Below are 18981 nucleotides of genomic sequence, written 5' to 3'. Positions count from 1 at the left end.
ACACCTCTCAAAATGACTGTGAACCGCCTCCGTCCGCGCCGTTCCTGCCTGGCCGTACCGGGCAGCAACCCGCGCTTCCTGGAGAAGGCCCAGGGCCTGCCCGCCGACCAGGTCTTCCTGGACCTGGAGGACGCCTGCGCCCCGCTGGCCAAGGAAGGCGCCCGCCACACCATCGTGGACGCCCTGAACAACGGTGACTGGGGCGGCAAGACCCGGGTCGTCCGGGTCAACGACTGGACCACGCACTGGACCTACCGCGACGTCATCACCGTCGTCGAGGGCGCCGGCCAGAACCTGGACTGCATCATGCTGCCCAAGGTGCAGGACGCCCAGCAGGTGATCGCGCTGGACCTGCTGCTCACCCAGATCGAGAAGACCGTCGGCCTGGAGGTCGGCAAGATCGGCATCGAGGCGCAGATCGAGAACGCCAAGGGCCTGATCAACGTCGACGCGATCGCCGCCGCCTCGCCGCGTCTGGAGACCATCATCTTCGGCCCGGCCGACTTCATGGCCTCCATCAACATGAAGTCCCTGGTGGTCGGCGAGCAGCCGCCCGGCTACGGCGCCGACGCCTACCACTACATCCTGATGCGCATCCTGATGGCCGCCCGCGCCAACGACCTGCAGGCCATCGACGGCCCCTACCTGCAGATCCGCAACCAGGAGGGCTACCGCGAGGTCGCCCGCCGCTCCGCCGCCCTCGGCTTCGACGGCAAGTGGGTGCTGCACCCGGACCAGGTCGCCGCCGCGAACGAGATCTACTCGCCCGGCCAGGACGACTACGACCACGCCGAGCTGATCCTCGACGCCTACGACTGGTGCACCTCCGAGGCGGGCGGCGCCAAGGGCTCGGCGATGCTCGGCGACGAGATGATCGACGAGGCCAGCCGCAAGATGGCCCTGGTCATCGCCGGCAAGGGCCGTGCCGCGGGCATGCAGCGCACCAGCAAGTTCGAGATCCCGGAGGCGTGACCATGCAGTTCGGACGCACCTACGAGGAGTTCGAGGTCGGCGCGGTCTACAAGCACTGGCCCGGGAAGACCGTCACCGAGTACGACGACCATCTCTTCTGCCTGCTGACCATGAACCACCACCCGCTGCACATGGACGCCAACTACGCGACCACCACCGTGCAGGGCAAGAACGTGGTGGTCGGCAACTACATCTACTCGTTGCTGCTGGGCATGTCCGTCCCGGACGTCTCCGGCAAGGCGATCGCCAACCTGGAGATCGAGTCGCTGCGCCACATCGCGCCGACCTTCCACGGCGACACCATCTACGGCGAGACCACCGTTCTCGACAAGAACCTCACCTCGAAGCCGGACCGCGGCATCGTCTACGTCGAGACCAAGGGCTACAAGCAGGACGGCACGGTCGTCTGCATCTTCCGCCGCAAGGTGATGGTGCCGACCGAGACGTACATCAAGGAGCGCGGCGGCGAGCAGCCCGGTCGCCCCGAGCCGCTGGCCTGACGCCCCTTCCAGACCCCGGACGGGCGGGCCGCCGTCATCGGCCCAGCCCCTACCCGGTTCCCGGGGGCTCCGCGGCAGCCACGCGCCGCGGAGCCCCCCAACCCCCAACCCTCTTGAGCAGTCACGGAGCCGCACGATGGGACGCCTCGCACAGACCGACGGCCTCACCGAGATCCAGCGGGACATCCTCGCCACCGTGCGGGAGTTCGTCGACAAGGAGATCATTCCGGTCGCGACCGAGCTGGAGCACAAGGACGAGTACCCGACCGCCATCGTCGAGGGCATGAAGCAGCTCGGCCTGTTCGGGCTGACCATCCCCGAGGAGTTCGGCGGCCTCGGCGAGTCGCTGCTCACCTACGCCCTGGTGGTGGAGGAGATCGCCCGCGGCTGGATGTCGGTCTCCGGCATCGTCAACACCCACTTCATCGTGGCGCACATGATCAACGCGCACGGCACCCAGGAACAGAAGGACTACTTCCTGCCGAAGATGGCCGCCGGCGAGCTGCGCGGCGCCTTCTCGATGTCCGAGCCGGGCCTCGGCTCCGACGTCTCGGCGATCTCCACCAAGGGCGTCAAGGACGGGGACTTCTACGTCCTGAACGGCCAGAAGATGTGGCTGACCAACGGCGGCACGTCCAGCGTCGTCGCGGTGCTGTGCAAGACCGACGAGGGCGGCAACACGCCCTACAAGAACATGACCACCTTCCTGATCGAGAAGACCCCGGGCTTCGGGCCGAACGAGACCGTCCCCGGCCTCACCGTGCCCGGCAAGATCGAGAAGATGGGCTACAAGGGCGTCGACACCACCGAGCTGGTGCTCCAGGACGTCCGCATCCCGGCGGACCGGATCCTCGGCGGCGTCCCCGGCAAGGGCTTCTACCAGATGATGGACGGCGTCGAGGTCGGCCGGGTCAACGTGGCCGCCCGCGGCTGCGGCGTGGCCCGCCGGGCGTTCGAGCTGGGCATCGCGTACGCCCAGCAGCGCACCACCTTCGGCAAGAAGATCGCCGAGCACCAGGCGATCCAGTTCAAGCTCGCCGAGATGGCCACCAAGGTCGAGGCCGCGCACCAGATGATGGTGATGGCCGCCCGTAAGAAGGACAGCGGGCAGCGCAACGACCTCGAGGCCGGCATGGCGAAGTACCTGGCCTCCGAGTACTGCAAGGAGGTCGTCGAGGACTCGTTCCGGATCCACGGCGGCTACGGCTTCTCCAAGGAGTACGAGATCGAGCGGCTGTACCGGGAGGCCCCGATGCTGCTGATCGGTGAAGGTACGGCGGAGATCCAGAAGATGATCGTGGGACGCCGTCTGCTCGAGGAGTACCGGCTCGCCGACTGAGACCGTCCTGATACCGGGCCGGAAAGGCGGGCGTGCGGGCCCGCCGCCGGCCCGTCCGTGCCAGCCCCGGCCTGGTCAGCCGGACCAGGCGGGCACGGCACTTGATGCGGTCGCCCGGCGCGTTTCCCCAGGTACGCGCCGGGCGGCCGCTTCCCCGCACTGCCTGTGACCGGCGTGTCACTGAGACGTGAATCACCCGTGACCCGGGACCTCTTGGGGAACCGGACCCAGTCCGGTTACGGTCGTACACATAGCAGGTGCCCGACTCGGCAGGCAGGCGTAGTTCGACTAGCAGGCGGCTTGCCCAGATACCGGCAGGTCCCGATAGCATCCACCGGGACAGCAGCCGTCCCACACAACTCGATCCCCGCGGTGGCCCTCGTCCAGGGGCCATTCAGTGTTCCCGCGCGGGGCCCGCGACAAAAGGTCCTCGATGCCCATCAGCCCGTCCCCTCACACCTCCGCCCAGGGTTTCGCCCCCGAGGGTCGGCGTCCCCGCGTGACCATTGCGCGCGGTGCCACCCCCTGGTTCGTTCCCACGCTGGCCACCGCCGCCGTGACGACCGCCCTCACCCGGCGCTCCGGCAAGTGGGCCCTGGCGGCCGTGCCGGCCTGCGCGCTCAGCGCGGGCATGCTGTGGTTCTTCCGCGACCCCGAGCGTGAGATCGGCGCCGGCAGAGTGATCTCCCCGGCCGACGGTGTGGTCCAGTCCATCGACGAGTGGCCGGACGGCCGCACCCGCGTCGCGATCTTCATGAGCCCGCTCAACGTGCACGTCAACCGCGCGCCGCTGGCCGGCAGCGTGACGTCCGTCGAGCACATCGCCGGTGGATTCGTCCCGGCGTTCAACAAGGACAGCGACCGCAACGAGCGCGTCGTGTGGCACTTCGACACCGAGCTCGGCGACATCGAGATGGTGCAGATCGCGGGCGCCGTCGCCCGCCGCATCGTCCCGTACATGGACGCCGGCACCAAGGTCGAGCAGGGCGAGCGGGTCGGCCTGATCCGCTTCGGCTCCCGCGTCGACACCTACCTGCCGGCGGGCGTCGAGGTTGGCGTCACGGTCGGCCAGAAGACCACCGCCGGGGTGACTCGCCTTGACCGTGACTGATCCGGAAACCCTAGTGGGCCTCGGTGACGAGGAATCCACCGACCTGCGCCGCCGCCGCTGGGCGCGGGACCGCGAACTCCGCGCGCCCCGCTCCCCCCAGCACCTGTCCACCGCCGACTTCCTGACGCTGGGAAACGCCGTCTGCGGCTTCCTGGCCATCTACTCGACCACCACCGGCATTTTGATGCCGCACCTCACCGGTGAGTCGAACGCGCCCGTCAAGCACAGTGCGGCCACCGTCGTCACGCTGCTGCTGGTCGGCGCCATGTGCGACCTCTTCGACGGCCTGGTGGCGCGCAAGCTGCGCTCCTCCGCGCTCGGCGCCGAGCTCGACAACCTCGCCGACCTGATCAGCTTCGGCATCGCGCCGGCGTACTTCGTCGCGGTCTGGGGCCTGGTCTCCACCGGCTCCAACCAGCAACTGTCCGCGTTCATCGCGCTGACCGTGCTGCTGGCGGTGGTGCTGCGGCTTGCCAGGTTCTCCGCCGTGAAGATGCGGCCGGGGATCTTCCAGGGCATGCCCTGCCCGATGGGCGCCATGACCGTCATCGCGATCGTGCTGCTCGACCCGCCGTTCGTCCCCGGCCTGCTGCTGATCTTCGGCGTGGCCTACCTGATGGTCAGCCGGATCGAGTACCCCAAGCCGCAGGGCCTGCTGGCCACCGCGACGGTGGCCTGGATCGTGGTCTCCATCGGCTGCCTGGCGGCCTGGGCCGCGGGTCTGCCCGGCGGCGACACCCTGATGCACATCGGCGCGCTCGCCCAGATCGCGCTGGCCGCGATGGCGCCGCTGCTGGTCATCCGCCGCAAGGTCGGCGAGAAGGTCGGCGTGGTCCGCGCCCGCCGCGCTGAGAACCGGGGCTAGCCCCGAAGCCCGATACGCGAGGAAGCCGCCCTCCTGGAGATTCTCCGGGAGGGCGGCTTCCTCGTTGTCGTGTTCCCCTTCGCGCAGTTCCCCGCGCCCCTGCGGGGCTCGGGAATCAGGCCCCGCCGGTGTGGACCGAGAAGGCGCTGCGGCGGGCGGCGCGGGCGACTGCCGGGTCGGGGTGGACGGAGGCGACGGCCGTCAGGACGCTCGCGGCGCGCGGGTGGCCGGACTGGCGGGCGCGGTTGAACAGGCGGACGGGTTCGCCCGCAGAGGCGCCCTCGACGTGGCCGACCAGCAGGTCGGTCTCGCCGTGGTCGAGCACGGCGGCCGCCGTGTCCACCCACAGCCAGGCGGCGTCCTCCGCGCCCAGCACGTCGGCCGGGGAGGCGCCCCCCTCGTCCAGCTGTTCGGCCAGCCAGAGCAGCGCGTAGGGCCGCAGAACGGGCTCCTCGACGGCGCCCCGGACGCCCTGCTCGGCGGTGGAGCCGGCCACCACCCGCAGTGCCTCGAAGGCCAGGCCGCGGACCAGCGCGTCCTCGCCGCGGGCGGCTTCGAGGAGTTCGGCGACGGCCCGGTCGGCGGGGCGGGCGGCGACCCAGGCCCGGAACTCGGCGCGGGCCGGTCCTGGGCTGTAGTCGGCGCAGGCGCTGAGCAGTTCGAGGGCGCTCTGTTCGATGTGCCCGGCGGCGGTCTGCGCGACGGTGCAGATCTCCTCCAGCTTGGCGCGCACCGCCCAGTGGCCGAGCGGGGAGAGCTCGGCGGCCTCGTCCTGCCGGCCGAGCGCGCCGACGGCGGCCAGGCCGTCGAGCATCCAGTCCAGCACGGCGGCCACGTCGGCCGACGAGTGCGGGGTGTCGATCTGCGGCTCCCGGCAGGTGCCGCGGACCGCGGAGACCGCGGAGGCGGCGTGCGGGACCGGAGAGAGCGGGAAGGTGCCGCTGCTCGGGCCGAGGCGGCGCTCGTCGAGGCCGCGGCGGAGCAGTTCGAGCAGTTCGCTGTCGGCGACCGGCCCGTCCACCAGGTGCAGGAAGGACAGCAGCTGCGGGGCCTGGTCGACGGCCTGGCCGGCCAGCTGGGCGAACACCCCGCGCAGCGCGGCGGGCGGCACCGGGGCGAGCAGCGTCCAGGCGTCGAACAGCGCGGACCAGCCGCGGACCACGGCCTCGTCGTCGCGTTCCCAGGCGTGCAGCCGCCAGCCAGGTCCGGCGCCGCCGTCGCGGAGCTCGACCAGGCCGACCAGCAGCGCCTGACCCCAGGCGTTGGCGGCGGCGCCGACCGTCATGGCGAGGGCGCGGCCGGCGGCGCGGGCGTCCTCGGGGAGGAGTTCGCCGCGCTTGTCGACCTCGGTGAGCTCGCCGGCCCAGCGGGCGACGCGGACCGCGTCGGCGAGCATCCGGCGGGCCAGCGGGGCGAGTTCGGCGGGTGCGGGAAAGCCGTCCGGGACGGGCACTCGGCCTCGTCCGGGCTTGGCGGGTACCCGGCGGCGGTTGGCTGCGGGTACGGTGCCCTCCGCACGCCCGACGGCCGTACCGGGCAGACGGGTCACCGTCGCACCGGTGCGGTGGGGCGGGTGCGGGGCATCACGGTCGCGCGGGTTCCGAGACGTCACGCCGTGCAGTCTTCCCCTTGCACGGGCCTTCTGTCACATCGGCTGCCGGGCTGTCTCGGAGTATTGTCCGAACCCTTCGAACGACGGACGGACAAGCCGGGCCAAAGCGGGACGAACAACTCCACTTTCCGGCATGGACATGGCGTGAAGCGTGATCACTCCGATATGAGGACGCGGCGGGCCCGCTTCCGGTTCCCGCCCGGCCCTCACAGCAGCGGGGTGAGGAACCGGCGCAGCGCCTCGGTGTACCCGGCCGGGTCGGCGTTCCAGAGCGCCGCGTGCTGCGCGTGCGGCACCGGGTGCAGGCTCACCAGGTCGTCCCGATCGGACGCGAACCGCCGGGCCGCCGCCCACGGTGTGAGCGGGTCGTCCGGGCTCTGCAGCAGCAGTGCGGGGGAGGCGAGGTCGGCGCCGGACGAGATCCGGGCGAAGCCGGCCAGGTCCACGCCGGTGCGGCCCTGCGCGGCGAGGGTGCCGAGCTCGGCGAGCATCGGGGACGCCCCGAACCACCCCGCCGCCCGGCGCACCGACTCCTCCCAGTCCAGCACCGGGGAGTCCAGCACCAGTCCGCCGATCTGCCCCCGGTGGGCGGAGTGCGCGGCGGTGTGCAGCGCGATGGTCGCGCCGATCGACCAGCCGCACAGCACCACCTTGCCCGCGCCGAGGTCGAGCGCGGTGCGGATCGCCGCGTCGATGTCCTGCCACTCGGTCTCGCCGAAGTGCGCCAGCCCGTCCGGCGACGCGGGGGCGCCGGCGTCGCCCCGGTAGGTGACCGTCAGCGTGGGCATCCGCAGCGAGTGCAGCAGCCGCAGCACGGGCAGCGCCTGCGAACGGTCGGCGGCCGCGCCGTGGATCAGCACCGCCCAGGTGCCGCGGATCCCGGGGGTGCGCCAGGCCGGGAACGCCCCCAGCTCGCCGACCACGGCGGTCTCCACGAAGTCCAGACCGAGCGCGGAGCGCGGGTCGCCGGTCAGCACCCGGGCCGTGATCCGGACCTCGGTGCCGACGGCGAGCGTCCCGTACTCGGCGCGCTCCAGCCGCCGGGTGACCCGCCCGCCGCCCGAACCGAGCACCTCGCCGACCACGGCGTGGCCGCCCTCGTCCCACTCCAGCGCGTAATGCCCGCGCCGGACGGTGTCCGGGGCCGCGGTCAGCGCCACCCGGCCCGGCCCGAGCTCCAGCACTTCGACCCGCGGCGGCGCGGCCGTACCCGGCTGCACCACCTGGTCCGACACCTTCCGGCCGAGCAGCAGGAACGCCGCCGCTCCGGTCCCTGCGGCGGCGGCTGCGACAACGGCGGCGGTTCCCCAACGCATGGCGGTCTCCCGGGGGCTGGCGGGTGCTTTGCCTCCAGTGCACCCGCCCGGGCGGCGGACGGCGAGCCGGGGCCCCGCTGGGGGTGACGTTCGCGGGCTTCGCCCTTCACCGGCGGTACCGGCCGGGGTGGTGGCCCCGGCCGGTGCGGGGGTGTCAGGCCTTGCTCTGGCCGGCCCCGGGGCGCTGCTTGTTGGCGTCGACGACCGCGCGGGTGACGATGCTGGTGCGCTCCACGACGGTGCCGGGCTTGACGCCGTTGACCTCCCGGATCTGCACGCCGCGGCTGCCGATGTACTGGTGGCTGTCCCGGTCGAAGATCCACTCCGACCGCTCGCCGGTCTGCGGGTCCAGCCGCGCCAGCGCGATCCCGTCGCGGTCGGAGGCGTCCTGCGCGTGCTCGACCACCACGACGCCCGGGATCTTGCCGGCCGCCTCGTAGAGCGCGCCGGCGAGGGCGGACGGCACGAGCTGCTCGCGGATGATGGAGCCGATCTCGTTGAACGCCTCCTGGTCACGGTCGTGGTTGCCGCTCGCCGTCGAGTAGGCGAACTTCAGCAGCGCGTCGGGGTCGGCGGGCTGGGCCGCGAGCCACTTGTAGGTCAGATCGTTGCGGGGCTCGTCGCTGCCCAGCTCGATGCCGCCCTTGGCCTGGTAACCCGGCTCGTCCAGCCACCCCTTGGTGCCGTCGGGGGACTTCCACGCCTCGCGGTCGTGCAGCGGCTGGACCCAGGTGGCGGACTCCCCGGTGTCCCCGTTGAAGCTGGAGGCCAGGAAGGAGACCCGGCTCTTGATGTAGATGTACTGGCCCGCTCCGGGCTGGGGCGTGGGGTTCGCCGTCGCGGCGGCGGCGAGCTCACGCACCGTCGAGGTGACCTTGACCGTGCTCCCCTCGTCGATCTGCACGACGGGCGCCTTGACCAGCTTCGGAGCCGCCACCGTCGTGGTGTCGGGCGAGCCGGCCAAGGAGACGACCACGGCGAGGGCAGCGGCCGCGGCGACCGGCACCGCGATCAGTGCGGTGCGGCGCAGCGGGCGCCGGGCCGGGGCGGGCGCGGGGGTGGGGTCGGACCGGTGGATCTCGCTCATCAGGTGCTCCTCGAGCAGGTGCTGGCGGTCGGCCGCCAGGCGGGGGTCGGCCGGTGCGGGCAGGAGGCGGGCCAGTTCCGCGTGGTCGAGCGGTTCGTTGCGCCGCCGCAGGTTGCGGATCATCGGTGCGTCTCCTTGTGCGGCCGGGCCGCGGTGTCGCGGCTGCCCTGTACTTGTCCGGGGATCGGGAGGGGTTCCGGGTTTTTTCTCGCGGCGCGCAGTTCCTCGTCCGCGAGTTTGCGCAGTCGGGTGCGGGCGCGGGACAGGCGCGAGCGCACGGTGCCGACGGGCACGCCGAGGGTGGTGGCCGCTTCGGCGTAGCCGAGCCCGGACCAGACGCACAGCGCGAAAACCTCGCGTTCCGAGCGCCGCAGCCGTGCCAGGGCCTTGCGGGCGGCCGCGAGTTCCTCGGAGTCGGCCATCCGGCCGACGAGTTCGTCCGCGAAGTCGGGGACCACGTCGGCGGCCGGCATCCGGGACATGGCCGCGCTGTGGCGGCGGGCGGCGCGCGTCGTGTTGCGCAGCACGTTCACGGCGATGCCCATCAGCCAGGGGCGCGGGCTGTCGCCCTCGTCGCGGAGCTTCCCGCGCAGGCGCCAGGCCTCCAGGAAGGTCAGCGAGACCACGTCCTCGGCCAGGGTCCAGTTCCCGGTCACGCGCACGGCGTGGCGGTACACCAGCGAGGAGTGGTCCCGGAACAGGTCACGGAACGCTTCGGGATTCCCGGCGCGCAGCCGGGAGTGTGGATGGTTCACGTCATGCCTTGTCCGGGCAGGCGCACCGGTTCCCGTGACGCAGGTCACCAACTGGGGCCGGCGAGGGCGCGGATGAGGCTCGGCCCGGGCGCGGTCAGTGCTTCCGGCAGGCCGAGGCCTGGAACTCCGCGACGGGGACGGTGAGCGTGGTGCCGCTGCCGTCGGAGGCGGTGCCGTCGTAGCGGACGGTTCCCGGGGTGAGCTGCTTCAGGTCCTCGGGGGTGAAGGAAGTGGCGGTCGACGACCGGGAGTTGTCCTTGGTCCAGCCGTGGAGGTGGTAGGTGGTGCCGGCGTCGAGCGGGGTGGCGGACTTGCCTGTCTCCCAGCCGTCGGCGGGGGCGTCCAGGGTCCAGGTGGTCAGCCCGGGCTCGAGGGCGGTGCGGGCGGTCCAGGTGCCGATCGTCTCCTGGTGGCTGCCCTCGCTGGTGGAGAGCGTCGCTCCGTCGATCCGGTGGCCGCAGACCAGCATGACGCCGAGCGGCCGGCCGTCCTCGTTCACGGAGATCCCGGCGACGGCATCGCTCGCAACCGTGCACCCCGAGAGCGCCACCAGGGCGGCCAGGACCGCGGCCACCGGCACGGTGCGCCGGACCAGTTGTCGCACGATTCCTCCCCCGCCCCGCCCGTCCGGGCGTCGAATGTGGCTGCATCCTAGGGCCCGTCGGAGGCGCGCTGACCTCGGCCCCAGCAGTGGGCGGGGTGTGACCAACTCGTCCGGCGCCTCGGTTGACTGGCCCGAAGCGGGCGTGGTGGGATCTTCGGGCCAAACGGAGGCAAGCAGAGGAAGCCGGTTCGAGTCCGGCGCGGTCCCGCCACTGTGACCGTTCACCCCGCGCGGGGGTGACCGGAAGTCAGGAGACTCTGGCCTTCGTTCCGTCGATCCAGGGCGCGGACCCTGAGTGAGGACACAACGCCATGCGGGCTGCCCCGTACCTGGTGGGCGCGGTCGCGGGGTATCTCGCGGACGCCCGGCTCGGAGACCCCCGGCGCGGACACCCCGTCGCCCTGTTCGGCACTGCCGCGGCCCGGCTGGAGCGCCGGCTGTGGCGCGACCACCGCGGGGCGGGCGCCCTGCACACCGCACTCGCCGTCGGCGCCGTCGGGGGCGGGGCGGCGCTCGTCGCGCGGGCCGTCCGTCGCTCGCCGCTCGCCGCGGCGGCGCTGACCGCGGGTGCGACGTTCACCGTCCTGGGCGGGACGTCGCTCACCCGGGAGGCCCGGGCCATCGGACGGTCGCTGGCCGCCGAGGATCTGACGGCGGCTCGGGAGCGGTTGCCGCACCTGTGCGGGCGCGACCCGTCGGGGCTGGACGAGCAGCAGGTGGCCCGGGCGGTGGTCGAGTCCGTCGCGGAGAACACCGCCGACGCGGTCGTCAACGCGCTGGTGTGGGGCGGTCTGGCGGGCGTCCCGGGGCTGCTGGCGTTCCGGGCCGTGAACACGCTGGACGCGATGGTCGGTCACAAGTCGGCGCGCTACCACCGCTTCGGCTGGGCCTCGGCCCGTCTCGACGACCTCGCGGGCTGGCCGGGCGCCCGGCTCACCGCGCTGCTGACTGTCGCAGCGTCCGACTCCCCCGCCCGGACCTGGCGGGTCTGGCGCCGGGACGGCTCCGCGCACCCGAGCCCGAACGCGGGCCAGGCGGAAGCCGCGTTCGCCGGTGCCCTCGGCGTGCAGCTGGGCGGGACGCTGCGCTACGGCGAGCGGGTCGAGCACCGGCCGGTGCTGGGCGCGGGCCTGCCGCCGGTCGGCCCGGCCGACATCGACCGCGCCTGTCGCCTCTCCCGCCGGGTCGGCGTGCTCGCGCTTGGCGTGACGCTCGCCGCGCGGGCGGCTCTGGCCGGACGGCGGCGCGGGTGAACCCGGCCGCGCTGCCCGCGCGGTGGGTGCAACTGGCCGTGCGGAACGGCGAGTTCGACGACTGTTGGGCTTTCGCCCGATTCGAAGGAGGTCGCCGGTGAACGGCGCGTTGCTGGTGGCCGGGACGACCTCGGACGCCGGAAAGAGTGTGGTGACGGCGGGGATCTGCCGGTGGCTGTGGCGGCAGGGGGTGCGGGTGGCGCCGTTCAAGGCGCAGAACATGTCGCTGAATTCGTTCGTGACGGCCGACGGGGCGGAGATCGGGCGTGCGCAGGCGATGCAGGCCCAGGCGGCGGGGGTGGAGCCGGAGGCGGCGATGAACCCGGTGCTGCTGAAGCCGGGGGCGGACGGCCGGAGTCAGGTGGTGCTGATGGGGCGGGCCGTGGCGGAGGTCGGGGCGCTGGACTACCGGGACCGGAAGCCGGTGCTGCTGGAGCGCTCGCTGGAGTGTCTGGCGGACCTGCGGTCGCGGTTCGACGTGGTGGTCTGCGAGGGTGCGGGCTCGCCGGCGGAGATCAATCTGCGGGACCGGGACATCGCCAACATGGGCCTGGCGTCGGCCGCCCGGCTGCCGGTCGTGGTGGTCGGGGACATCGACCGCGGCGGGGTGTTCGCGTCGATGTTCGGGACGCTGGCGCTGCTGTCGGCGGACGACCAGTCGCTCGTCGCGGGCTGGTTGGTGAACAAGTTCCGCGGTGACGCGCGTCTGCTGGCACCGGGGTTGGAGATGCTGCGGCAGTTGACGGGGCGTCCGGTGCTGGGGACGTTCCCGATGCTCCAGGGGCTGTGGCTGGACGCGGAGGATTCGCTGGATCTGGCGTCGGTCGCGCAGCGCCCGGCGGCAGGTGGGCCGGTGGGGGCGGAGGTGTTGCGGGTCGCGGTGGTGCGGTTCCCGCGGTTGTCGAACTTCACGGACGTGGATGCGCTGGCGCAGGAGCCGGGTGTGCTGGTGCGCTGGGCGACCCGTCCGGAGGAGCTGGCGGACGCGGACCTGGTGGTGCTGCCGGGGACGCGGGCGACGGTCGCGGACCTGGCCTGGCTGCGGGCGCAGGGCCTGGTGGAGCCGCTCGCGCGGCGCGTCGCGGCGGGGCTGCCGGTGCTGGGCGTGTGCGGCGGGTACCAGATGCTGGGCCGGGAGATCGTGGACGCGGTCGAGTCCCGGGCCGGCACGGTGGACGGGCTCGGGCTGCTGCCGACCCGGGTGGTGTTCGGCGCGGACAAGGTGCTGGCGCGTCCGACGGGCGTGGCGCTCGGTGAGCGGGTGGCGGGTTACGAGATCCACCACGGGGTGGTGTCGGTGGACGGTGGCGAGTCGTTCGTCACCGACACCGACGGCCGGGCGCTGGACGGCTGCCGGGTCGGGCCGGTGTGGGGAACGACCTGGCACGGGGTGCTGGAGAACGACGCGTTCCGCCGGGCGTTCCTCGCCGAGGTGGCCCGCGCCGCGGGGCGGGCGTTCGTCCCGGCGCCGGACACCTCGTTCGCGGCGGCGCGGGAGCAACGGCTGGACGCACTGGGCGACTTGGTGGCGGAGCACGCCGACACGGACGCGCTGTGGAAGCTGATCGAGAACGGGGCGCCGGCAGGTCTGCCGTTCGTGCCGCCCGGAGCCCCGGCTCCGGTGGAGATGGAGAGGTCGAAGTGACTGAACTGACCGATGCCCGTTACCCGTTCACGGCTGTCGTGGGGATGGACGACCTGCGGCTGGGCCTGTTGCTGAACGCGGTGTCGCCGGCGGTGGGCGGCGTGCTGGTGCGGGGCGAGAAGGGCACCGCGAAGTCGACGATGGTGCGCGCGCTGGCAGGGCTGCTGCCGTCGATCGCCACCGTGGCCGGCTGCCGGTTCGCCTGCGACCCGGCGTCGCCGGACGCACAGTGCCCGGATGGCCCGCACTCCGATGAAGGCGCGGCAGAACGTCCGGCATTCCTGGTGGAGTTGCCGGTCGGCGTCTCCGAGGACCGGGTGGTCGGCTCGCTGGACCTGGAGCGGGCGCTCGCCGAGGGCGTGAAGGCGTACGAGCCGGGGCTGCTGGCGAAGGCGCACCGGGGCGTGCTGTACATCGACGAGGTGAACCTGCTCCAGGACCACCTGGTGGACCTGCTGCTGGACGCGGCGGCGATGGGGCGTTCGTACGTGGAGCGCGAGGGCGTGTCGGTGCGGCATGCGGCGCGGTTCCTGCTGGTGGGGACGATGAACCCGGAGGAGGGCGAGCTGCGGCCGCAGCTGCTGGACCGGTTCGGCCTGACGGTGGAGATCGCGGCCACCCGGGACGCGGACGAGCGCGCCGAGGTGGTGCGCCGCCGGCTCGCCTACGACGCCGATCCGGCCGGTTTCGCGGCGAATTGGGCCGGGCGCGAGCTCGAGCTCGCCGAACGGATCGGCGCGGCACGGGAGTTGCTGCCGTCCGTCGACCTCTCCGACCTGGCGCTGCGTCAGATCACGGCGGTGTGCGCGGCGTTCGAGGTGGACGGCCTGCGGGCGGACATCGTGATGGCCCGCACCGCGGTGGCGCTGGCGGCCTGGGCGGGTCGCACCGAGGTGCTGGAGGAGGACGTCCGCAAGGCCGCCCAGCTGGCACTGCCGCACCGGCGGCGGCGCAACCCGTTCGACGCGCCGGGCCTGGACCAGGAGCAGCTGGACCGGACGCTGGCCGAGCACCAGGAACCGGACGGCGAGGGCCCGGACGACGACGGCAACGGCCCCGGCGACGGTCCGGGCGACGGCGGCAACGGTCCGGACGGCGGCGGCTCCCCCGCACCGTCCGACCCCACCCCTCCTGCGCAGGAGGCGAGTTCGGAGGCCCCGCCCGCGCCGCCGCAGCAACGGCCGGGCGGCTCCCGGGAGTCGTCGCCGGTGGCGTCCGAACACCCTTACCGGACACGGCTGTTCAAGGTGGACGGCACCGGCCGGGGCGCGCAGGGACGGCGCTCCCCCGCCGAGACGGACGCCGGGCACACCGTGCGGGCGCGCCGGCCGCAGGGCCGGCTGACCCGGCTGCACCTGAGTGCGACGCTGCGCGCGGCGGCGCCGCACCAGGTGGCGCGCGGGCGGGCCGGCCGGGCGCTGGTGCTGCGGCGGGACGATCTGCGCGAACAGGTGCGCCGGGGGCGGGAGTCGAACCTGGTGCTGTTCGTGGTGGACGCGTCCGGGTCGATGGCGGCCCGGCAGCGGATGACGGCGGTCAAGGGCGCGGTGCTGTCGCTGCTGATGGACGCCTACCAGCGGCGCGACAAGATCGGCATGGTGACGTTCCGGGGCTCCGGCGCGGAGCTGGCGCTGCCGCCGACCTCCTCGGTGGAGGTGGGCGCGGCCCGGCTGGAGCAGTTGCCGACCGGCGGGCGGACGCCGCTGGAGGCGGGCCTGCTGCGGGCGCACGAGGTGCTGCGGGTGGAGCGGCTGCGCGACCCGGACCGGCGGGCGCTGCTGGTGGTGGTGACCGACGGCCGGGCGACCGGCACGCGCGACGCGGTGGCGCGGTCGCACCGGGCGGCGGGGCTGCTGGCTGCGCAGGGGGTGGCCGCGGTGGTGCTGGACTGCGAGTCCGGCCCCGTCCGGCTGGGCCTGGCACGGGAGTTGGCGGCGCACCTGAACGGTGACGCGGTGAGCCTGGACGAGCTGCGGGCCGAGGGCGTGGCCGCGCTGGTGCGCGAGGCCCGGACGGCGATGACCTCCACTGCTACGACCTCCACGACCTCTACGACCTCTACGACCTCTACGACACGAAAGGCGGCGTGAGCAGGATGCCCAAGGGAGTTGCGGAGAACGTCCCGGACGACGGACTGACCACCCGGCAGCGGCGGACGCTGCCGATCACGGCGGTCCACACCGGCCCGGGCAAGGGGAAGTCCACGGCGGCGTTCGGGATGGCGCTGCGGGCCTGGAACCAGGGCTGGCCGATCGGGGTGTTCCAGTTCGTCAAGTCGGCGAAGTGGAAGGTCGGCGAGGAGAACGCGCTGCGGGTGCTCGGCGAGTCCGGGCAGGGCGGCACGGTGGCGTGGCACAAGATGGGCTCGGGCTGGTCGTGGGTGCAGCGCGACATCGAGTCGTCCGAGGAGGCGGCCCGGGAGGGCTGGGAGCAGGTCAAGCGGGACTTGGCGGCCGAGACGTACCGGTTCTACGTACTGGACGAGTTCACCTACCCGCTGCACTGGGGGTGGATCGACGTGGCGGAGGTGGTGGAGGTGCTGCGCGACCGACCGGGCAGCCAGCATGTGGTGGTGACCGGCCGCAACGCGCCCGAGCAGTTGCTCGAACTGGCCGATCTGGTCACCGAGATGACCAAGCTGAAGCATCCGATGGACGCGGGCCGCAAGGGCCAGCGCGGTATTGAGTGGTAGACCCTTGAACGACAGCATTCCCCGGCTGGTGGTGGCCGCCCCGTCCTCCGGCGCGGGCAAGACCACGGTGGCGACCGGCCTGATCGCGGCGCTGGCCGCGCGCGGGCTGAAGGTGTCCCCGCACAAGGTCGGCCCGGACTACATCGACCCCGGCTACCACGCGCTGGCCGCCGGGCGTCCGGGCCGCAACCTGGACGCCTGGATGAGCGGCCCGGAGCGCATCGCCCCGCTGTTCGCGCACGGCGCGGCCGGGGCGGACGTGGCGGTGGTCGAGGGCGTGATGGGCCTGTACGACGGGGCGGCGGGGCGCGGCGAGTTGGCGTCCACGGCGCAGGTCGCGAAGCTGCTGCGGGCGCCGGTGGTGCTGGTGGTGGACGCCTCCTCGCAGTCCCGTTCGGTGGCGGCGCTGGTGCACGGCTTCGCGTCCTGGGACCCACAGGTGCGCCTCGCCGGGGTGATCCTCAACAAGGTCGCCTCGGACCGGCACGAGACGCTGCTGCGGGAGGCCCTGGAGGAGGGCTCCGGGGTGCCGGTGCTCGGCGCGGTACGGCGGGCGAAGGCGGTGGACACCCCGTCCCGACACCTGGGCCTGGTGCCGGCCGTCGAACGTTCGGCGGAGGCGCTGCGGGCGGTCCGCGAGATGGGCGAACTGGTCGCCGCCTCCGTCGACTTGGACGAAGTGCTGGCGCTGGCCCGGACCGCCCCGCCGCTGGATTGCACGGCGTGGGACCCGGCGGCCGAGGTGGAACCGCTGGTCGGTCCCCGGCCGCGGATCGCGCTGGCGGGCGGCGCGGCGTTCTCCTTCTCGTACGCGGAGAACGCCGAACTGCTGACCGCCGCCGGCGCCGAGGTGGTGCCCTTCGACCCGCTGCACGACGAGCAACTGCCGGAGCGGACCTCGGCGTTGGTGATAGGCGGGGGCTTCCCGGAGGTGTACGTCTCCGAGCTCAGCGCGAACGCCTCCCTGCGGGCGGCGGTCGCCCAACTCGCCGCGAGCGGCGCCCCGGTGGTCGGCGAGTGCGCCGGACTGCTCTACCTGGGGCGGGAGTTGGATGGCCTGCCGATGTGCGGGGTGCTGGACACGACGGCCCGGATGACGCCCCGGCTGACCCTCGGCTACCGGGAGGCGGTGGCGCTCGCCGACTCGCCGCTCGCCGCGGCCGGGTCCCGGGTGCGCGGCCACGAGTTCCACCGCACCGTCACCGACCCGGCGGCCGGCCCGTCCCCCGCCTGGGGCTGGCGCACCCCCACCGGCCCGCACACCGAGGGCCACCTGCACGGCTCGGTGCACGCCTCCTACCTGCACCTGCACTGGACGGGCGCCCCCGCCCTGCCGACCCGGCTGGTCCGGCACGCCGCCGCCTGGGCCGCCTCGCACGACGGGAGCTGAGGGGAGCCGCCGGGAGCTACCAGGAGCTGACGGGAGCCGACGACGGATCGGCCGCGCGAGCCGGGCTCGCGCGGCCGACCGGGCCGGTCAGGCCGGGGGACGGCCGGGGGCGGCCGGTCAGACCGGCTGGCTGCCCTTCTTGGACGGCTCCTCCTGCGCGGTCGCCAGGCCCAGCGCGCGGCGCAGCGAGATGATCTCCTCGTCGCCCAAGTTGTCCTCGGCGACGCCCAGTTCACGGCGGAGGGTGGCGTTGTCGGTGGACCGGTAGGCCGCCAGGTAGTGGTCGGACGCGGTCATGGACTTCGCGATCAGGCGGTCGACGGTCGCCTTGTCGGCGGTGTTCCAGTGCGCGGCCTTCAGCATGGTGGCCTGCTTGGTGGCGGCCACGCTCATGTCCTTGGCCCAGGCCCGGAACGCCTGCGGGTCGTCCTCGACCTTGGTGTCCTCGTCCGGGCCGTTGATCCAGGCACGGTCGAACTGGTTGGTGGCGTCCAGCAGTTGACGCTGGTCGGTGGTCAGGGTGCTGGGGTACTTCTGCAGCGATCCGGTGCGCGACGACTTGTCCTCGTTGCCCAGGAAGCAGACGATGCGGCGGCTGCCGGAGGTGTTCCAGCCCAGCCGGTCGGGGAAGTAGTAGAAGGTCGACACCGAGTCCGGAATCGTCCAGGTGTCCGCCACATAGGTGTCGACGTGCGCCGGGCAGACCTCGTCGGCCTCCGCCTTCAGCGCGTCCTCGCCCGGGTACTTGCCGTCCTGCTTGCTGGTGGGCTGCGTCCAGTAGACCTCGCCGTGGTGCGAGGACGTGCAGTCCACGGGCTTGGCGAAACCGGTCATGGCCCGGTTGAAGCACTGGCCGACCCGCAGCCGGAACGGCGAGTCCGGCGTGGCGGCGTTCGACGTCGACGTGACGTGCGAGGGCGTGGAACTGTCGTCCTCGAAGTCCTGGACGCTGAAGGTGCCGCCGATCACCGAGAGCACGAACAGCACCATGCCGAGGCTGCCGGTCACGATGCCGGAGATGGCCAGGCCCTTGCCGCGCTCACCGGTCCGCTTGATCTGGCGCAGCGCGCCGATGCCCAGGCCGATGCCGATGAAGCCGAAGTAGCAGCAGACGATGCCGGTGATCAGCGAGGCGATGGCCAGGTTGTTGGTGTACAGCGACCGCTGCGGCTGCGGGTACATCATCATCGGCCCGGTCGGCGCGCCGGGCATGCCGGGTGGCGGGTACCCGCCCGTCCCCCACGGCTGCTGAACACCCGTCGGCGCCCACGGGTTGCCCCCGGCGGTCGCGTCGGTCTGGGCCGCGCCCCACGGGTTCGCCCCGGGCGGCACCGGCGCACCGGGCGGGACCGGCGCACCGGCCGGCGCGGCGCCGAGTTCGGGCGGCGGCGCGACGGGCGGCGCCCACGGGTTCGCGGGCGCCGGCGGCGCGGCGGGGGCCGGCGGCGCGTCAACTGGCGTGGTGGTGACAGCCGGTGCGTCGACGGGCGCGGGCTCCGGCGCGTCGGACTGCTTGCTGAACGAGATCGCCGCCGGTGCATCCACGGCAGGCCCGACCGCGACGGCGTCAGCGCTCTCCGCGTCCGCCGCTTCCGCGGCGGGGGCCGACTCGGGCGCGGCCGGCTGCTTACTGAAGGAGACCGCGGCCGCTGGCGCTGCGTCTGCGGCGTCAACCGTGGGCGTGGCGGGCGTGGTCGGGGAGTCGTCCCGGGCGGCGTCGGGGACGGCCTCCCCGGAGCGCTCCTGGTCGAACGACATGGGTTTCCCCCTTGGGGCGTGGAACTGTTCGACGGCTGCGCGAATATAGCGGACCGGTCCGTCGCTCTCCCAACGAGTTCCG

The 18981-nt window shown here is 73.2% G+C and carries 16 protein-coding genes and 1 riboswitch; of the genes, 10 read left to right on the top strand and 6 right to left on the bottom strand.

Features of this window, described 5'->3' with window-relative positions; all coding sequences use genetic code 11:
* The first annotated feature begins 12 nt into the window (after positions 1-12).
* The 5 genes from ACFYST_RS16565 to ACFYST_RS16545 all read left to right on the top strand — a co-directional run bounded on the left by ACFYST_RS16565 (position 13) and on the right by ACFYST_RS16545 (position 4787).
* Positions 13-972 (top strand): HpcH/HpaI aldolase/citrate lyase family protein, encoded by a 960-nt coding sequence (locus tag ACFYST_RS16565; protein ID WP_387646182.1) that lies wholly within the window; start codon positions 13-15, stop codon positions 970-972.
* Positions 973-974: 2 nt separating this feature from the next.
* Positions 975-1472 (top strand): MaoC family dehydratase, encoded by a 498-nt coding sequence (locus tag ACFYST_RS16560; RefSeq protein WP_387646653.1) that lies wholly within the window; start codon positions 975-977, stop codon positions 1470-1472.
* A 136-nt stretch (positions 1473-1608) separates the two neighbouring features.
* On the top strand, positions 1609-2811 hold the full coding sequence (locus ACFYST_RS16555; protein ID WP_380486031.1) for an acyl-CoA dehydrogenase family protein: 1203 nt from the start codon (positions 1609-1611) through the stop codon (positions 2809-2811).
* A 433-nt stretch (positions 2812-3244) separates the two neighbouring features.
* Positions 3245-3922: a phosphatidylserine decarboxylase gene (locus ACFYST_RS16550; protein ID WP_387646187.1), complete on the top strand. Its 678-nt coding sequence runs from the start codon at positions 3245-3247 to the stop codon at positions 3920-3922.
* A complete protein-coding gene (locus ACFYST_RS16545) occupies positions 3909-4787 on the top strand; it encodes a CDP-alcohol phosphatidyltransferase family protein (protein WP_387862924.1) in 879 nt (292 codons plus the stop codon). Before ACFYST_RS16550 ends, ACFYST_RS16545 begins: the two co-directional genes overlap by 14 nt.
* Before the next feature lie 115 nt (positions 4788-4902).
* On the opposite strand, the gene ACFYST_RS16540 is transcribed toward ACFYST_RS16545, so the two are convergent.
* The 5 genes from ACFYST_RS16540 to ACFYST_RS16520 form a co-directional block, all read right to left on the bottom strand.
* Entirely contained in the window at positions 4903-6399 is a 1497-nt protein-coding gene (locus tag ACFYST_RS16540; protein WP_387646191.1) for a hypothetical protein, read from the bottom strand.
* A 206-nt stretch (positions 6400-6605) separates the two neighbouring features.
* Positions 6606-7715, bottom strand: a complete 1110-nt coding sequence (locus tag ACFYST_RS16535; protein ID WP_387862921.1) for an alpha/beta hydrolase — start codon at positions 7713-7715, stop codon at positions 6606-6608.
* 154 nt (positions 7716-7869) lie between these two features.
* Positions 7870-8925, bottom strand: coding sequence for a CU044_5270 family protein (locus ACFYST_RS16530; RefSeq protein ID WP_387862918.1), 1056 nt, complete (start codon positions 8923-8925; stop codon positions 7870-7872).
* On the bottom strand, positions 8922-9557 hold the full coding sequence (locus ACFYST_RS16525; protein ID WP_387862915.1) for an RNA polymerase sigma factor: 636 nt from the start codon (positions 9555-9557) through the stop codon (positions 8922-8924). Before ACFYST_RS16525 ends, ACFYST_RS16530 begins: the two co-directional genes overlap by 4 nt.
* Positions 9558-9651: 94 nt before the next feature.
* Positions 9652-10161 (bottom strand): hypothetical protein, encoded by a 510-nt coding sequence (locus ACFYST_RS16520; RefSeq protein ID WP_387862914.1) that lies wholly within the window; start codon positions 10159-10161, stop codon positions 9652-9654.
* A 175-nt stretch (positions 10162-10336) separates the two neighbouring features.
* Positions 10337-10419, top strand: a riboswitch (cobalamin riboswitch).
* A 53-nt stretch (positions 10420-10472) separates the two neighbouring features.
* Here ACFYST_RS16520 and ACFYST_RS16515 point away from each other — a divergent pair.
* From ACFYST_RS16515 to ACFYST_RS16495, 5 genes are all read left to right on the top strand, one after another.
* Complete coding sequence (locus ACFYST_RS16515) at positions 10473-11414, top strand: cobalamin biosynthesis protein (protein WP_387862911.1); 942 nt, start codon at positions 10473-10475, stop codon at positions 11412-11414.
* A gap of 97 nt (positions 11415-11511) precedes the next feature.
* The gene (locus ACFYST_RS16510) at positions 11512-13059 is read left to right on the top strand and encodes a cobyric acid synthase (protein ID WP_387646207.1); all 1548 of its coding nucleotides are present in this window, start codon (positions 11512-11514) and stop codon (positions 13057-13059) included.
* Positions 13060-13103: 44 nt separating this feature from the next.
* Positions 13104-15149, top strand: coding sequence for a putative cobaltochelatase (locus ACFYST_RS16505; RefSeq protein ID WP_387863030.1), 2046 nt, complete (start codon positions 13104-13106; stop codon positions 15147-15149).
* Between the two features lie 5 nt (positions 15150-15154).
* Positions 15155-15751 (top strand): cob(I)yrinic acid a,c-diamide adenosyltransferase, encoded by a 597-nt coding sequence (cobO, locus tag ACFYST_RS16500; protein ID WP_387646657.1) that lies wholly within the window; start codon positions 15155-15157, stop codon positions 15749-15751.
* Positions 15752-15755: 4 nt separating this feature from the next.
* Positions 15756-17141: a cobyrinate a,c-diamide synthase gene (locus ACFYST_RS16495; RefSeq protein ID WP_387646209.1), complete on the top strand. Its 1386-nt coding sequence runs from the start codon at positions 15756-15758 to the stop codon at positions 17139-17141.
* Positions 17142-17258: 117 nt separating this feature from the next.
* Here ACFYST_RS16495 and ACFYST_RS16490 read toward each other — a convergent pair whose 3' ends face one another.
* Positions 17259-18899 carry a DUF4190 domain-containing protein gene (locus tag ACFYST_RS16490; RefSeq protein ID WP_387646211.1) on the bottom strand — a complete coding sequence of 547 codons (1641 nt, stop codon included), beginning with the start codon at positions 18897-18899 and terminating at the stop codon, positions 17259-17261.
* Positions 18900-18981: the final 82 nt, after the last annotated feature.

This window comes from Kitasatospora sp. NPDC004614 (genome assembly GCF_042873675.1).
Taxonomy (GTDB): domain Bacteria; phylum Actinomycetota; class Actinomycetes; order Streptomycetales; family Streptomycetaceae; genus Kitasatospora.
This window is presented reverse-complemented; position numbering and strand designations above follow the sequence as displayed.